The sequence below is a fragment of the Streptomyces sp. NPDC005070 genome, assembly GCF_053600395.1.
In genome coordinates this window covers 1-14,038 of sequence record NZ_JBSFZS010000030.1, presented here as the reverse complement: position 1 = coordinate 14,038, position 14,038 = coordinate 1, and the positions used below count along the sequence as shown (strand labels likewise).

Below are 14,038 nucleotides of genomic sequence, written 5' to 3'. Positions count from 1 at the left end.
GCCGGCCGCGGCGGTCCACTCCCTCACCCCGATCGAGGTGGCTCATGCGCACGCTCCGCGGAACCGGCCGAGAGACCGGGCGGCCGAGTCTGAGCGCGGCCACCCGGGGCCGCATCCTGTTCGGCGGCGACTACAACCCCGAGCAGTGGCCCGAGGAGATCTGGCACGAGGACGTCCGTCTCATGAAGGAGGCCGGCGTCAACTCCGTCACCGTCGGCGTCTTCTCCTGGGCGAGACTCGAACCCCGCCCGGGAGCACGCGAGTTCGGCTGGCTGGACCGGGTCATGGACCTGATGCACGAGCACGGCGTCGGCGTCGTGCTCGCCACCCCCACCTCCTCCCCGCCACCCTGGATGGGCCGGCTGCACCCCGAGACCCTGCCCCGGGACGAGGACGGCCGCACCGAATGGTGGGGCTCACGGCAGCACTTCTCGCACTCAAGCGCCGTCTACCGCCGCTGTGCCGCCGCCATCACCGAGGACCTGGCCGCCCGCTACACGGGCCACCCCGCCCTCACCATGTGGCACATCAACAACGAGTACTGCACCTTCGACTACGGCGACGAGGCGGCCGCCGCCTTCCGGCGCTGGCTCCGGAACAGATACGGCACCGTCGAGGCACTCAACACGGCCTGGGGTACGGCCTTCTGGGGCCAGGGCTACGACGGCTGGCACGAGGTGATCCCACCGCGTCACGCCCACTACATGAAGAACCCGACGCATGCCCTCGACTTCAAGCGGTTCACCTCCGACATGCTCCTGGAGTGTTACGTCGCCGAGCGGGACATCGTGCGTCGCCACAGCCCCGGCATCCCGGTGACCAGCAACTTCATGCCGATGTGGGTCGGCCAGGACGCCTGGCGGTGGGCCGGGGAGGAGGACGTCGTCTCGGTCGACCTCTACCCCGACCCGCGCGACCCCCTCGGGGCGCAGCACGGCGCGCTCATCCAGGACATGACACGCTCGCAGGCGGCGGGCGGCTCCTGGATGCTCATGGAACAGGCCGCCGGAGCGGTCAACTGGCGCGGCGTGAACCACCCCAAGCCGCGCGGGCTGAACCGGCTGTGGTCCCTGCAGGCCGTGGCGCGCGGCGCCGACGCCGTCTGCTACTTCCAGTGGCGGCAGTCCCGGCAGGGCGCAGAGAAGTTCCACTCCGGGATGATCGGCCACGCGGGGGAGCGGGGCCGTACCTTCCAGGAGATCAAACAGATCGGCGCCGAACTGGCGGCCCTCGCGCCCCATGTGACGGGTACTCGGGTCGGCGCGGAGATCGCGGTCCTGCACGACTGGAACTCCTGGTGGGCGGGAGCGCACGACGGCCGGCTGTCCGCGGAGAACGACTGCGCCGAGGTCGTACGGGCCTGGCACCGCGCCCTGTGGGAGGCCCACCTCACCACCGCGTTCGCCCATCCCGAGCACGACCTCTCCGCCTACCGGATGGTCGTCGTGCCCCAGCTCTACCTGCTCACCGACACGGCCGTCGAGAACCTCCTGGCCTACGCGCGAGCGGGCGGCACGCTCGTCTGCGGCTTCCTCACCGGCGTCGCGGACGAGGACGACCGGGTGCGGCCGGGCGGCATGGACGAGCGGCTGCGCGCGCTGTTCGGCATCCGGGCGCTGCACGAATGGTGGCCGCTGGACGCGGGGGAGAAGGTGGCGTGCGACGGCTTCACGGGCACGCTCTGGTCCGAGGAGATCGAGGCCGAGGACGCCGCGGCCGTCGAGGCGCGGTACCGCGGCGGTGAATTGGACGGACGGCCCGCCGTGCTCCGTAGGGGCACCGCCCGCTACCTCTCCACGCTCCCCGAACCGGCCGCCCTGCGTGCCCTGCTGGCGGGGGCGGCCCTGGGCGCGGGCGTCCGGGCGGTGCTCGACGGACTGCCCGAGGGTGTCGAGGCCGTCCGGCGCGGCGACCTGCTCTTCCTGCTCAACCACGGGCGCGCCCCGGTGACCGTCGAGGTGCCGGGCACCCACCGCGACCTGCTCGGCGGCGCGTCGGTGCGGGACTCCGTACGACTGGAGCGGTACGGGGCGGCGGTGCTCGCCCCATGACCGGTCAGGCCCGCCCCCGCCCCCACGCGGACCGCCCCGCGACGGAGGGCGGCCTCGGCTCCGCCCCCGTCCACGGCACCTGGGAACCGCAGCCCGCCGCCCGCTGGGAGGACGCCTTCCTGAGCGGCAACGGCACACACGGCGTCATGGTCTTCGGCGATCCGAACGACGACCGGGTCATCGTCAACCATCACCGTCTGGTCCGTCCGAACGGCAGCTCGGAAGCCCGCCCGCCCGAGCTCGCCGACCGCCTCACCGACGTGCAGGACCGGCTGCTCGCCGGAGACGCGAGAGCCGGCGAGGACTTCACCGACGGCCGGCCGCTGCTCTGGGTACAGCCCTTCCACCCGGCGTTCCAGGTGCGGTTGCGCCGCCCCGCCGAGGAACCGCGCGGCTACCGGCGCGAGAGCGACTTCACCACCGGGGTCGTCCGCTCAGTGAGCGGGGACCGGCGGGCCGAGGTGTTCGTCTCACGCGCCGACGACGTGATCACGCAGTACGTGAGGACCCCCGGCCCCGCGACCGAGGTGACGCTGGACCACCGGCTGCCGGGAGCGCCCGCGGACCTGGCAGTGGAGCACGGAACCGTCCACACCCCCGAGGGCGCCCTGCTCACCCTGCGCGCCCGCTACCCGGGCAGCGACCTGGCGTACACCGGGGTCACCCTCCTCGTCACGGACGGCGCCGTCCGTCCCGCCCTTCCCGGCGTACGGGTCGACGGCGCCCGCTCGATGCTGCTGCTCACCCGGGTGCGCCGGCACCGGGGCGACCCGGACGCCCTCGCGGAGCTCCGCGCGCTGCGGGAGGTGCTGCCCGAGGCCGGTCACGGCGGCCCCGAGGGCATCGAGCACGCGTACACCCACCTGCTCGCCCGGCACACCGCCCCGCACCGGGCCGCCTATCTGCGGGTCACCCTCGACCTGGGCGCCGATCCGGCCGAACGGGCACTGCCGGGATCGGAGCTGGTCCTGCGCCCGAAGAGCCCCGCTCTCGTGGAACGGCTCTTCGCGGCCGGCCGGTACCACCTGCTGTCCGCGTCCGGCACCCTCCCGCCACGGCTGACGGGTCTGTGGACCGGCGACTGGGACACCGCCTGGTCCGGGGCGTTCACCACGGACGCCAACCTCAACCTGCAGACGGCGTCGGCTGCCGCGGCCGCCCTCCCCGAGGTCACCGAGGCCCACGCGGCCCTGGTCCACGGCCAGTTGCCGCACTGGCGGGACAACGCCCGAGCCGTGTTCGGCGCCCGCGGCGTGGTCGCCCCCGCCCACACCGACGGCGAGTCGGGACACATCCACCACCTCAGCCGCGCCTACCCGCTCCACGTGTGGACCGCGGGCGCCGACTGGCTGCTCAAGCCCCTCGTGGACCACGACGAGACACACGGCGGCCGCGACCCGCGCCTCGCCGCCGCCCTCGCCGAGACCGCCCGCTTCTACGAGGACTTCCTCACCCGGACCGACGCCGACGGCCACCTGGTGATCGTGCCGTCCTACTCCCCGGAGAACCGTCCCGCGAACGCGAGCTGGGTCACCGTCAACGCCGCCATGGACCTCTCGGCGGCCCGTCACGCCCTGCGCACAGCGGCCGAGTACCACCCGGGCCCCGACGCCGAACGCTGGCTCGCGCTCGCCGACCGGCTGCCGCCCCACCGGGTCAACTGCGACGGAGCGCTGGCCGAATGGGCCCGTCCCGGACTCGACGACACCTACGACCACCGGCACCTCAGCCACCTCTACGGCGTCTGGCCCCTCGACGAGATCAATCCCTACGACGCCCCCGGCCTCGCCGCCGCGGCCCGCCGCGCCCTCGAACTGCGCGGCGCCGAGAACGACTCGGCGCACGGCCACCTCCACCACGCCCTGGTGGCCGCCCGGCTGCGGGACGCCGGGCGGGTGGCGCGGGCCCTCGACAACGTCCTGGCCGGGGACTTCTTCCACGTCTCCCTGATGAGCGGCCACTACCCGAACCGCCACGTCTACAACGCAGACGCCGCCCACACCCTGCCCTCCGTCGTCATCGAGGCACTTCTCCAGTCCACCCCACGGCGGCTCGTCCTCTTCCCGGCGCTCCCCACGAGCCTGCCGAGCGGCGAACTCCGAGGCCTCCGGACGAGGTTCGGCGCGGAGGCCGACCTCACCTGGACCCCCGACGGCGCCACCGTCGTCCTGCGTCCGGGCCGCACGTGCCGCATCGAACTCCGGACTTCCACCGGCGCGCGACCGCTCTCCCTGAGCGCCGGAGAAGACCGCGTCCTCACCCTGGGGCCGCGGTAGCCCCCGCACATCCCCCCACCCATGGAAGGAAAGCCATGGCACTTCGCACGCTGAACAGGATCACCAGGGCGCTGATCGCCCCCGCGCTGGCACTCGGAGCCACGATCGGCCTCGCCTCGGCCCCCGCCCAGGCCGCCGTCTGGTCCTCCTGCGACCAGTGGGGCAACACCACCCTGAACGGTTACACGCTCTACAACAACATCTGGGGCTCCGGAGCGGGCAGCCAGTGCGTCTGGGCCAACTCCGGCACCAACTGGGGAGTCTGGGCCAACCACCCCAACACCGGCGGCATCAAGTCCTACCCCAACTCCAAGAAGTACGTGGGCAGGACGATCGCCGGGCTGTCCTCCCTCACCAGCAGCTACAACGTCACCGTCCCGTCATCCGGCGCGTACAACACCTCGTACGACATCTGGGACACCGGCTACGTCCACGAGATCATGCTCTGGGTCAACTACAACGGAGCCGTCGGCGCGCTCGGCACCTCGCAGGGAATGCTCACGCTGGGCGGCAACACCTGGACCGTCTACAAGGGCAACAACGGCGCGAACGACGTCTTCTCGTTCCTCCGCAGCTCCGACTCCACCTCCGGAACCATGAACATCCTCCCCATCCTGAAGTGGATCGCGAACACCAAGGGCTGGATGTCGAGCGGCGCGACCATCGGGGACGTGCAGTTCGGCTTCGAGATCACCTCGTCGGCGGGCGGCCTCGACTTCGTCACCAACAACCTGACGGTCAGCAGTAGCTGATCCGGACGCGCGGGTGCGGCCGGTCCCTCGCGGGGGTCGGCCGCACCTTCGGGAGTGTCCTAGCCCGCCACGGGCAGCCGTGCGCCGTCCCGCAGGAACAGCGGGATCCGGTCCAGTGGCGCGTCCACCGTCACCCACGCGCCCCCCTCGTACGACTCCCCGGTCCACGCGTCCGTCCAGCGCGCGCCCGCCGGGAGATACGCCGTACGGGCCGTCGCGCCCGCGGTGAGGACCGGAGCGACCAGCAGGTCGGGGCCGAGGAGGTAGGCGTCGTCCACCGACCAGGCCGTCTGGTCGCCGGGGAACTCCAGGAGCAGCGGGCGCATCACCGGCAGCCCCTCCTCGTGGGCCTCCCGCATCACGTCCAGCAGATACGGCTTCAGGCGCTCCCGCAGGCGCAGGTACTTCTCCATGACGGCGTCGGCCTCCTCGCCGTACGACCAGACCTCGTTCGGGCCGCCGGTCATCCCGGGGCCGAGCGGCAGCCCCGGGTCTCGATGCGGCCCGGGGCCTTGTGCCCGGTGCGTTGCCGGAGCAGGCCCCAGCCCTGGGCCAGGATCGCCCGGTTCAGGCCGGCCTTCTGCCTGACCTGCTTGCCGGGCTGCTCGGTGGTTCCCCTGGCCGAGCGGGTCATGTTCTTGATGTTCAGCTTCTCGAACCGCACCAGGTCATAGGTGCGGGCGAGCATCGTGCTGGTCTTCTCGCACCAGTCCTTGCGCCGGTTCGCTTCGCGGGCCTTGATACGGGCGGCCTTCGCGTACTCAGTGCTCTTGCGCTCACTGCCCCTGGGTGCGCGGGCAGCCCGGCGCTGGTGTTTGCGGATCCGGACGCGTTCCCTGACGGTGAGCTGGGGGCAGTTCAGTTGCCGCCCGTCAGAGAGAGCGGCGGTGATGGCCACGCCCCGGTCGATGCCGATGATCTCGCCCGTGCCGGGCGTCTCGATGGGGGCAGGGACGACGGCGAACGCGATGTGCCACTGGCCGTTGCGGCAGGTGACACGGAACGTCTTCGCCTTCGGCAGTTCAGAGCCCCTGCCCTTGCGGCTGAGCCGGAAGCGGACCCAGCCGCAGCCGGGCACCTTCACCCGCGCCCACCGCCGACTGAGTTTTTGCATCACCACCGAGCGGCCCATGACCTGCCTGCCCCTGGCGTTCAGCTTCGGTGAACCGTCCGCCTCGAACTCCCCGATACGGTCCGTGCCGATTACACGGAAACCCTCGTGCACGTGCTTCCTGCGCCAGGTCGGCTCACCGAAGCCGGAGGTGAACATGGCGTTCTTGGCTTTGGCGAAGTCCTTCAGGGCCTGCTGCTGCACATCGGCATTGCCTGCGGCCAGCCATGCGTTGTCACGCCGGGCCTCGGTGAGCTGGCGGCACTGCTCGGCGAAGCCGGGCGCCGCACCGCGGCCCTTGTACCAGTGCGCGTGCTGCTCGACGGCCAGGTTCCAGACGTACCGGGCATGCGCGCAGTGGCCAAGCATGACGCCCGCCTGCTCGCTCGTCGGGTACATCCGAAACCGTGCCATGACCGTGAACCTAGCCAACGCGTTCCCCGACCGCGCACACCATCGACCGACATCACCCGTGCGAGTGACCACCCCGGCCGCCGACCACCGTCAAGCAACCACCGTCAACTCCGAGTTGCCGCACCTGCGCAAGGAATGCAGACAGGGAGTGCGGTAGGGGCCGTTCCGGGGTGCGGACGGAGGGGACGGCCCGGAGGAGCGGAGCGGGGAACAGACGCTGGGACACGGGTGGGGCGTGGACGCGACGGGTTCGGGCGGGGCGGTGGCACGGAGAGCACGTGGACGGCGGGAACACCCGGCAGGGGACGCGAGGTCCGCGAGGGGGGTGCCGCCGGGCGGGCCCCCGACGGGAGAGCGGTTCAGGGAGCGGCCGGCGCCGGACCCGTGCTCGCCCGTACCGTCAACTTGGGTGCGAGCAGTACGAGTTCGTCCTTGCCGCGCCTTTCGATCTTGGCGATCAGATGCTCGACGGCATGGCGGCCCATGTCCTGTGCGGGAATGGCGACCGACGTCAGCCGCACCGAGGCCTGGGTGGCGACCTGGTCCGGGCAGATCGCGATCACCGAGATGTCCTCGGGCACGGCACGGCCCTTCTGGCGCAGCAGCGCGAGCAGCGGTTCGACCGCCGACTCGTTCTGCACGACGAAGCCCGTGGTGCCCGGGCGCTCGTCGAAGACGCGGGCGAGGGTGAGGGCCATCGCGTCGTAGCCGCCCTCGCAGGGCCGGTGCAGCACGCGCAGCCCCAACTCCCGGGAACGGGCCCGGAGTCCGTCGAGCGTCCGCTCGGCGAAGCCGGTGTGCCGCTCGTAGACGGCGGGCGCCTCGCCGATGACAGCGATGTCACGGTGACCGAGCAGCGCCAGATGCTCGGCGCACAGCGCGCCCGTCGCCCCGAAGTCGAGGTCGACGCAGGTCAGGCCGGTGGTCTCGGCGGGGAGCCCGATGAGCACGGACGGCTGGTCCGTCGCGCGCAGCAACGGCAGCCGCTCGTCGTCGAGTTCGACGTCCATCAGGATCATCGCGTCGGCGAGCCCGCTGCCGGTGACCCGGCGCACCGCGTCGGGCCCCTCCTCGCCGGTGAGCAGCAGGACGTCGTAACCGTGGGTCCGGGCGCTGGTGGCCACGGCGATGGCGATCTCCATCATCACGGGTACGTACATGTCGGTGCGCAGCGGGACCATCAGCGCGATGATGTTGGACCGGTTGCTCGCCAGGGCGCGGGCGCCCGCGTTCGGGTGGTAGCCGAGTTCCTGGATGCTCCGCTCGACCCGCTGCCGGGTGGTCGCGGAGATGGACCGCTTGCCGCTGAGGACATAGCTCACCGTGCTCGCCGAGACTCCGGCGTGCTGGGCGACCTCGGCGAGGGTGACCATCCAGCTCTCCCAGTTTTGTGAAGCGCTTCGACAGTGCGCGCGGTACCGATCGGGGCGAATGAGGGTGGCTCGACACTAGCTCGGTGAAGGAATCGTGTCCAGAGGCTGTCGAAGCGCTTCGACAGTGGTTTCCCGGCCTCGGTGCGAAGGTGATTTCCGGGCCGTGGTGCGACGGCGATCCCGGACGCGGCCCAGCGGCGATTCCGGCCGCGTCACAGCGCCGGTCCCGGCCGCACTACAGCGGCGATTCCGGCCGCAGCGCGGCGCCGATCCCGGCCGTGGCGCGACGGTGATCCCCGATCGCGGCGCACCTCCCTCCCGGCCGAGCGGCGCCTCCCCCGTTCGGAGCATTCAGACCGTCCCGCGAAGCGGGCCTCCGGCGCAACGCCGGTGGCCGGTTCGCGGGGGGAGCGCATCGGGCCGAACGCTGCGCGAGGACTGGTGGGGTCATCCGGAATCGGGTAAATACGATCGAGTAGAACCGGTCGGTAATGGACTGTCCCAAGATCCCTATTCGCGGCGAGGTGAGCCTCATGTCCGCCACACCCCACCAGCCCACAGTCACCGAGCGCGAGGCACGGCAGGTCGCCGAGGCCGCGCGCGAACAGGACTGGCGCAAGCCCAGCTTCGCGAAGGAACTCTTCCTGGGCCGCTTCCGGCTCGACCTGATCCACCCACACCCGCTCCCGGCCGACGAGGACACGCTGCGCGGCGAGGAGTTCCTGGCCAAACTGCGGGACTTCTGCGAGACGAAGATCGACTCCGCCCGGATCGAGCGCGACGCACGGATCCCGGACGAGACGATCACCGGGCTCAAGGAAATCGGCGCGCTCGGCATGAAGATCGACACCAAGTACGGGGGTCTCGGCCTCACCCAGGTGTACTACAACAAGGCCCTCGCCCTGGTCGGCTCCGTGAACCCGGCGCTCGGCGCGCTGCTGTCCGCCCACCAGTCGATCGGCGTGCCCCAGCCGCTGAAGCTCTTCGGCACCCAGGAGCAGCGGGACATCTTCCTGCCGCGCTGCGCCCGCACCGACATCTCCGCCTTCCTGCTCACCGAACCGGATGTCGGCTCCGACCCGGCGCGGCTCGCCACGACCGCCGTGCCGGACGGCGACGACTACATCCTCGACGGGGTGAAGCTCTGGACGACCAACGGCGTCGTCGCGGACCTCCTCGTCGTCATGGCGCGTGTCCCGAAGTCCGAGGACAGCAAGGGCGGCATCACGGCGTTCGTGGTGGAGGCGGCCTCGGAGGGCGTCACCGTCGAGAACCGCAACGCGTTCATGGGCCTGCGCGGCCTGGAGAACGGCGTCACCCGCTTCCACCGGGTGCGCGTGCCCGCCGCCAACCGCATCGGACCCGAGGGGGCGGGCCTGAAGATCGCCCTCACCACCCTCAACACCGGCCGCCTCTCGCTGCCCGCGATGTGCGTGGGCGCCGGCAAGTGGTGCCTGAAGATCGCCCGTGAGTGGACGTCGGTGCGTGAGCAGTGGGGCAAGCCGGTCGCCTTCCACGAGGCCGTCGGCTCCAAGATCTCCTTCATCGCGGCCACCACCTTCGCGCTGGAGGCCGTGCTCGACCTGTCGTCGCAGATGGCCGACGAGAACCGCAACGACATCCGCATCGAGGCCGCCCTCGCCAAGCTGTACGGCTCCGAGATGGCCTGCCTGATGGCCGACGAGCTGGTCCAGATCCGCGGCGGCCGGGGCTTCGAGACGGCCGCGTCGCTGGCGGCCCGCGGCGAGCGAGCGGTCCCCGCCGAACAGGTCCTGCGCGACCTGCGCATCAACCGCATCTTCGAGGGCTCCACGGAGATCATGCACCTGCTGATCGCCCGGGAGGCCGTCGACGCCCACCTCTCGGTCGCCGGCGACCTCATCGACCCCGACAAGTCCCTCTCCGAGAAGGCGAAGGCGGGCGCGAACGCCGGTGTCTTCTACGCCAAGTGGCTGCCGAAACTGGTGGCGGGCGCGGGCCAGCTCCCGCGCTCGTACAGCGAGTTCCACCAGGACGTGGACCTGTCCACGCATCTGCGGTACGTGGAGCGCAACGCCCGCAAGCTCGCCCGGTCCACCTTCTACGCGATGTCGCGCTGGCAGGGCCGCATGGAGACCAAGCAGGGCTTCCTGGGCCGGATCGTCGACATCGGCGCCGAGCTCTTCGCGATGAGCGCGGCCTGCGTACGGGCGGAACACCTGCGCAAGAAGGGCGATCACGGGCGCGAGGCCTACCAGCTCGCCGACGCCTTCTGCCGCCAGTCCCGCATCCGTGTCGAGGAACTCTTCGGACGCCTGTGGACCAACACCGACGACCTCGACCGCAAGGTCGTCAAGGGGGTCCTGTCGGGCACGTACACCTGGCTGGAGGAAGGCGTCCTGGACCCGTCGGGCGAAGGCCCCTGGATCGCCGACGCCACCCCCGGCGCGAGCACCCGGGAGAACGTGCACCGGCCCATTCGCTGACGTCCGTCCCGCGAAGGCGCACGGGCCGCCCGTCGGGCGGCCCGTGCGCGGCCGTCCCCGCCCGCCGGAGCCCGCGCCCGTGCGCCACCGTGGGCGCCGACCTGCGGATCAGCAGGGCGGACGGTCTCACCACGGCCGCGCGTCGCCGGGCACCCGGCCCCGCGGCCCCCGCCGACGCGCGCTCCCGCCGTCGCTTCCCGACGCGCCGGAGCGCCGCCGTTCACGGGGAGAGACGGTGGGAATGAGGGACGCCCTGTCCTACGGCCGCCGCGTTGCGGCCACAATGGGGGGATGAGCGACAGTCCAGCCCCCCTCGCTGATCCGCATCTCGTCTTCGACCCCGTGACCGGAGTCCGGGATGTCGTGATCCTCGGATCCACCGGATCGATCGGCACCCAGGCCATCAACCTCGTGCTGCGCAACCCCGACCGGTTCCGGGTCACCGCGCTGTCCGCCGCCGGCGGCAGGGTCGCCCTGCTCGCCGAGCAGGCCCACCGGCTGCGGGTACGGACGGTCGCCGTGGCGCGCGAGGACGCCGTCCCGGCGCTCAGGGAGGCCCTCGCGGCCCGGTACGCACCCGGTGAGACCCTTCCCGAGATCCTCGCCGGACCGGACGCGGCCGCCCAGGTCGCCGCGTCGCGCTGTCACACCGTCCTGAACGGCATCACCGGTTCCATCGGCCTCGCGCCCACCCTCGCCGCGCTGGAGGCGGGCCGCACCCTCGCGCTCGCCAACAAGGAGTCGCTCATCGTCGGCGGCCCGCTGGTGAAGGCGCTGGCGAAGCCGGGCCAGATCATCCCGGTCGACTCCGAGCACGCGGCCCTCTTCCAGGCGCTGGCCTCCGGCACGCGCGCCGATGTGCGCAAGCTCGTGGTGACCGCCTCCGGGGGCCCGTTCCGCGGCCGTACGAAGGCGGAGCTGGCGAACGTGGCACCGGCCGACGCCCTCGCGCACCCCACCTGGGCCATGGGCCCGGTGATCACCGTCAATTCCGCGACCCTGGTCAACAAGGGACTGGAAGTCATCGAGGCGCACCTCCTCTACGACATTCCCTTCGACCGCATTGAGGTGGTCGTGCACCCGCAGTCGTATGTCCACTCGATGGTGGAATTCACGGACGGCTCGACGATCGCCCAGGCGACGCCCCCCGACATGCGGGGGCCCATCGCCATCGGCGTCGGCTGGCCCGAGCGCGTCCCGGACGCGGCGCCCGCCTTCGACTGGACGAAGGCGTCGACCTGGGAGTTCTTCCCGCTCGACAACGACGCCTTCCCGTCGGTGGGACTCGCCCGGCACGTGGGGCGGCTCGCGGGTACGGCCCCGGCGGTGTTCAATGCCGCCAACGAGGAGTGCGTGGACGCGTTCCTGAACGGCACCCTGCCGTTCAACGGGATCATGGAGACTGTCACCCGGGTCGTCGAGGAACACGGCACACCGCGTACGGGAACTTCCCTGACCCTCGCGGACGTCCTCGAAGCGGAGACCTGGGCTCGGGCCCGGGCCCGTGAACTGACGGCACAGACGACAATCGCGGAGGCTCGTGCATGACGACCCTGATGATGATCCTCGGCATAGTCGTCTTCGTGGTCGGCCTGCTGATCTCGATCGCGTGGCACGAGCTGGGACATCTGTCGACGGCCAAGCTCTTCGGCATCCGGGTGCCGCAGTACATGGTCGGCTTCGGCCCGACCATCTGGTCGCGCAAGAAGGGCGACACCGAGTACGGCATCAAGGCCGTTCCGCTCGGCGGCTACATCCGCATGATCGGGATGTTCCCGCCCGGCCCGGACGGCCGGATCGAGGCCCGCTCGACGTCCCCCTTCCGGGGGATGATCGAGGACGCCCGGTCGGCGGCCTTCGAGGAACTGCAGCCCGGGGACGAGACCCGCCTCTTCTACACGCGCAAGCCGTGGAAGCGCGTGATCGTGATGTTCGCCGGTCCCTTCATGAACCTGATCCTCGCCGTCGCGATCTTCCTCGGCGTGATGATGACGTTCGGCGTCCAGACCCAGACCACCACGGTCGGCAAGGTCTCCGACTGCGTCATCCAGCAGAGCGAGAACCGCACGAAGTGCGCGGCGGGCGACAAGGCGGCGCCGGCCAAGGCGGCCGGGCTTCGCGGCGGCGACAAGATCATCGCGTTCGACGGCAAGTCCGTCGACGACTGGGCGGCCCTCCAGTCCGACATCCGGGCCAACCCCGGCAAGGACGTCACGATCGTCGTCGACCGCAAGGGCGAGCGGGTCGAGCTGAAGGCCCTGCTGATCAAGAACCAGGTGAGCAAGACCGACGGCAACGGCGGCTACGTCGAGGGCAAGTACGTGTACGCCGGCTTCCTCGGCTTCACACCCGCCACCGGCATCGTCGAGCAGTCCTTCGGCCAGTCCGTGGACCGCATGGGCGACATGATGCAGAACGGCGTCGAGTCCCTCGTGTCGCTGCCCGGCAAGGTGCCCGACCTGTGGGACGCGGCCTTCGGCGACGGCCCGCGCAAGGCCGACTCCCCGATGGGCGTGGTCGGCGCGGCCCGTATCGGCGGCGACGTCTTCACCCTGGACATCCCCGCGTCGCAGCAGGTCGCGATGATGCTCCTGCTGGTCGCCGGGTTCAACCTCTCCCTGTTCCTGTTCAACATGCTCCCGCTGCTCCCGCTCGACGGCGGGCACATCGCGGGTGCCCTGTGGGAGTCCCTGCGGCGGAACCTCGCCCGCGTCATGCGCCGCCCGGACCCGGGCCCGTTCGACGTGGCGAAGCTGATGCCGGTGGCCTACGTGGTGGCCGGGATCTTCGTCTGCTTCACGGTCCTCGTCTTCATCGCCGACGTCGTAAATCCCGTGAAAATCTCATAGTCATACCGTGTTGGTGGCGGCCGGGCACCCTGGGTGTCCGGCCGCCTTCCATTGAGTGGGTTTGAGTGCCGGGGGCGTGATGTGCCCGGTGGCGCGCTCGTACCGTAATCTCGAAGCCCGGAGCCCACGATTTCCGGGACCTTGATCCATAACTTGGGGTTGCACAGCAGATGACTGCGATTTCTCTCGGCATGCCGTCCGTTCCGACCAAGCTGGCCGAGCGCCGGAAGACCCGGCAGATCCAGGTCGGAACCGTGGCCGTGGGTGGAGACGCGCCTGTCTCGGTGCAGTCGATGACGACCACGCGCACGTCGGACATCGGCGCCACGCTCCAGCAGATCGCCGAGCTGACCGCGTCCGGCTGCCAGATCGTCCGGGTCGCCTGCCCGACCCAGGACGACGCCGACGCGCTCGCGACCATCGCCAGGAAGTCCCAGATCCCCGTCATCGCGGACATCCACTTCCAGCCGAAGTACGTGTTCGCCGCGATCGACGCCGGCTGCGCGGCCGTCCGAGTCAACCCCGGCAACATCAAGCAGTTCGACGACCAGGTCAAGGAGATCGCGCGGGCCGCGAAGGACACCGGCACCCCGATCCGGATCGGCGTCAACGCCGGCTCCCTCGACAAGCGGCTGCTCCAGAAGTACGGCAAGGCGACGCCCGAGGCGCTCGTCGAGTCCGCGCTGTGGGAGGCGTCCCTCTTCGAGGAGCACGACTTCCGTGACATCAAGATCTCGGTCAAGCACA

At 71.0% G+C, this 14,038-nt stretch carries 9 protein-coding genes and 1 pseudogene; 7 read left to right on the top strand and 3 right to left on the bottom strand.

Features of this window, described 5'->3' with window-relative positions; translation table 11 throughout:
* Positions 1 to 44 precede the first annotated feature (44 nt).
* From ACWEBX_RS13130 to ACWEBX_RS13120, 3 genes are read left to right on the top strand one after another with little or no spacing between them, the layout of a single operon-like run.
* Entirely contained in the window at positions 45 to 2,051 is a 2,007-nt protein-coding gene (locus ACWEBX_RS13130) for a beta-galactosidase (protein WP_451884945.1), read from the top strand.
* Positions 2,048 to 4,327 (top strand): glycosyl hydrolase family 95 catalytic domain-containing protein, encoded by a 2,280-nt coding sequence (locus ACWEBX_RS13125; RefSeq protein ID WP_451884944.1) that lies wholly within the window; start codon positions 2,048 to 2,050, stop codon positions 4,325 to 4,327. The genes ACWEBX_RS13130 and ACWEBX_RS13125 overlap by 4 nt, the downstream gene beginning before the upstream one ends.
* 35 nt (positions 4,328 to 4,362) lie before the next feature.
* Positions 4,363 to 5,079, top strand: a complete 717-nt coding sequence (locus ACWEBX_RS13120) for a glycoside hydrolase family 12 protein (protein WP_451884943.1) — start codon at positions 4,363 to 4,365, stop codon at positions 5,077 to 5,079.
* 59 nt (positions 5,080 to 5,138) lie between these two features.
* Here ACWEBX_RS13120 and ACWEBX_RS13115 read toward each other — a convergent pair.
* From ACWEBX_RS13115 to ACWEBX_RS13105, 3 genes and pseudogenes are all read right to left on the bottom strand, one after another.
* Positions 5,139 to 5,576 (bottom strand): annotated as a pseudogene (locus tag ACWEBX_RS13115) (TIM-barrel domain-containing protein); the annotation flags it as partial.
* On the bottom strand, positions 5,543 to 6,604 hold the full coding sequence (locus ACWEBX_RS13110) for an RNA-guided endonuclease InsQ/TnpB family protein (RefSeq protein ID WP_451884942.1): 1,062 nt from the start codon (positions 6,602 to 6,604) through the stop codon (positions 5,543 to 5,545). The gene ACWEBX_RS13110 and the pseudogene ACWEBX_RS13115, both read right to left, overlap by 34 nt.
* A 359-nt stretch (positions 6,605 to 6,963) precedes the next feature.
* Entirely contained in the window at positions 6,964 to 7,977 is a 1,014-nt protein-coding gene (locus tag ACWEBX_RS13105) for a LacI family DNA-binding transcriptional regulator (RefSeq protein ID WP_451884941.1), read from the bottom strand.
* Positions 7,978 to 8,510: 533 nt separating this feature from the next.
* Between ACWEBX_RS13105 and ACWEBX_RS13100 the strand changes: the two genes are divergently transcribed.
* The 4 genes from ACWEBX_RS13100 to ACWEBX_RS13085 form a co-directional block, all read left to right on the top strand.
* Positions 8,511 to 10,442, top strand: a complete 1,932-nt coding sequence (locus tag ACWEBX_RS13100; RefSeq protein ID WP_451884940.1) for an acyl-CoA dehydrogenase family protein — start codon at positions 8,511 to 8,513, stop codon at positions 10,440 to 10,442.
* A gap of 291 nt (positions 10,443 to 10,733) precedes the next feature.
* Positions 10,734 to 11,990, top strand: a complete 1,257-nt coding sequence (gene dxr / locus ACWEBX_RS13095) for a 1-deoxy-D-xylulose-5-phosphate reductoisomerase (protein ID WP_451884939.1) — start codon at positions 10,734 to 10,736, stop codon at positions 11,988 to 11,990.
* The gene (locus ACWEBX_RS13090) at positions 11,987 to 13,291 is read left to right on the top strand and encodes a M50 family metallopeptidase (protein WP_451884938.1); all 1,305 of its coding nucleotides are present in this window, start codon (positions 11,987 to 11,989) and stop codon (positions 13,289 to 13,291) included. Before dxr ends, ACWEBX_RS13090 begins: the two co-directional genes overlap by 4 nt.
* 170 nt (positions 13,292 to 13,461) lie before the next feature.
* Positions 13,462 to 14,038, top strand: a 577-nt coding sequence (locus ACWEBX_RS13085) for a flavodoxin-dependent (E)-4-hydroxy-3-methylbut-2-enyl-diphosphate synthase (RefSeq protein ID WP_451884937.1), incomplete at its 3' end; no start/stop codon positions are given.

Excerpts from the sequence above, each read along its gene's own strand:
- ACWEBX_RS13120 (WP_451884943.1), top strand. The coding sequence starts at position 4,363 with ATGGCACTTCGCACGCTGAACAGGATCACCAGGGCGCTGATCGCCCCC.
- dxr (WP_451884939.1), top strand. The coding sequence starts at position 10,734 with ATGAGCGACAGTCCAGCCCCCCTCGCTGATCCGCATCTCGTCTTCGAC.
- ACWEBX_RS13125 (WP_451884944.1), top strand. The coding sequence starts at position 2,048 with ATGACCGGTCAGGCCCGCCCCCGCCCCCACGCGGACCGCCCCGCGACG.
- ACWEBX_RS13100 (WP_451884940.1), top strand. The coding sequence starts at position 8,511 with ATGTCCGCCACACCCCACCAGCCCACAGTCACCGAGCGCGAGGCACGG.
- ACWEBX_RS13090 (WP_451884938.1), top strand. The coding sequence starts at position 11,987 with ATGACGACCCTGATGATGATCCTCGGCATAGTCGTCTTCGTGGTCGGC.
- ACWEBX_RS13105 (WP_451884941.1), bottom strand. The coding sequence starts at position 7,977 with ATGGTCACCCTCGCCGAGGTCGCCCAGCACGCCGGAGTCTCGGCGAGC.
- ACWEBX_RS13130 (WP_451884945.1), top strand. The coding sequence starts at position 45 with ATGCGCACGCTCCGCGGAACCGGCCGAGAGACCGGGCGGCCGAGTCTG.
- ACWEBX_RS13110 (WP_451884942.1), bottom strand. The coding sequence starts at position 6,604 with ATGGCACGGTTTCGGATGTACCCGACGAGCGAGCAGGCGGGCGTCATG.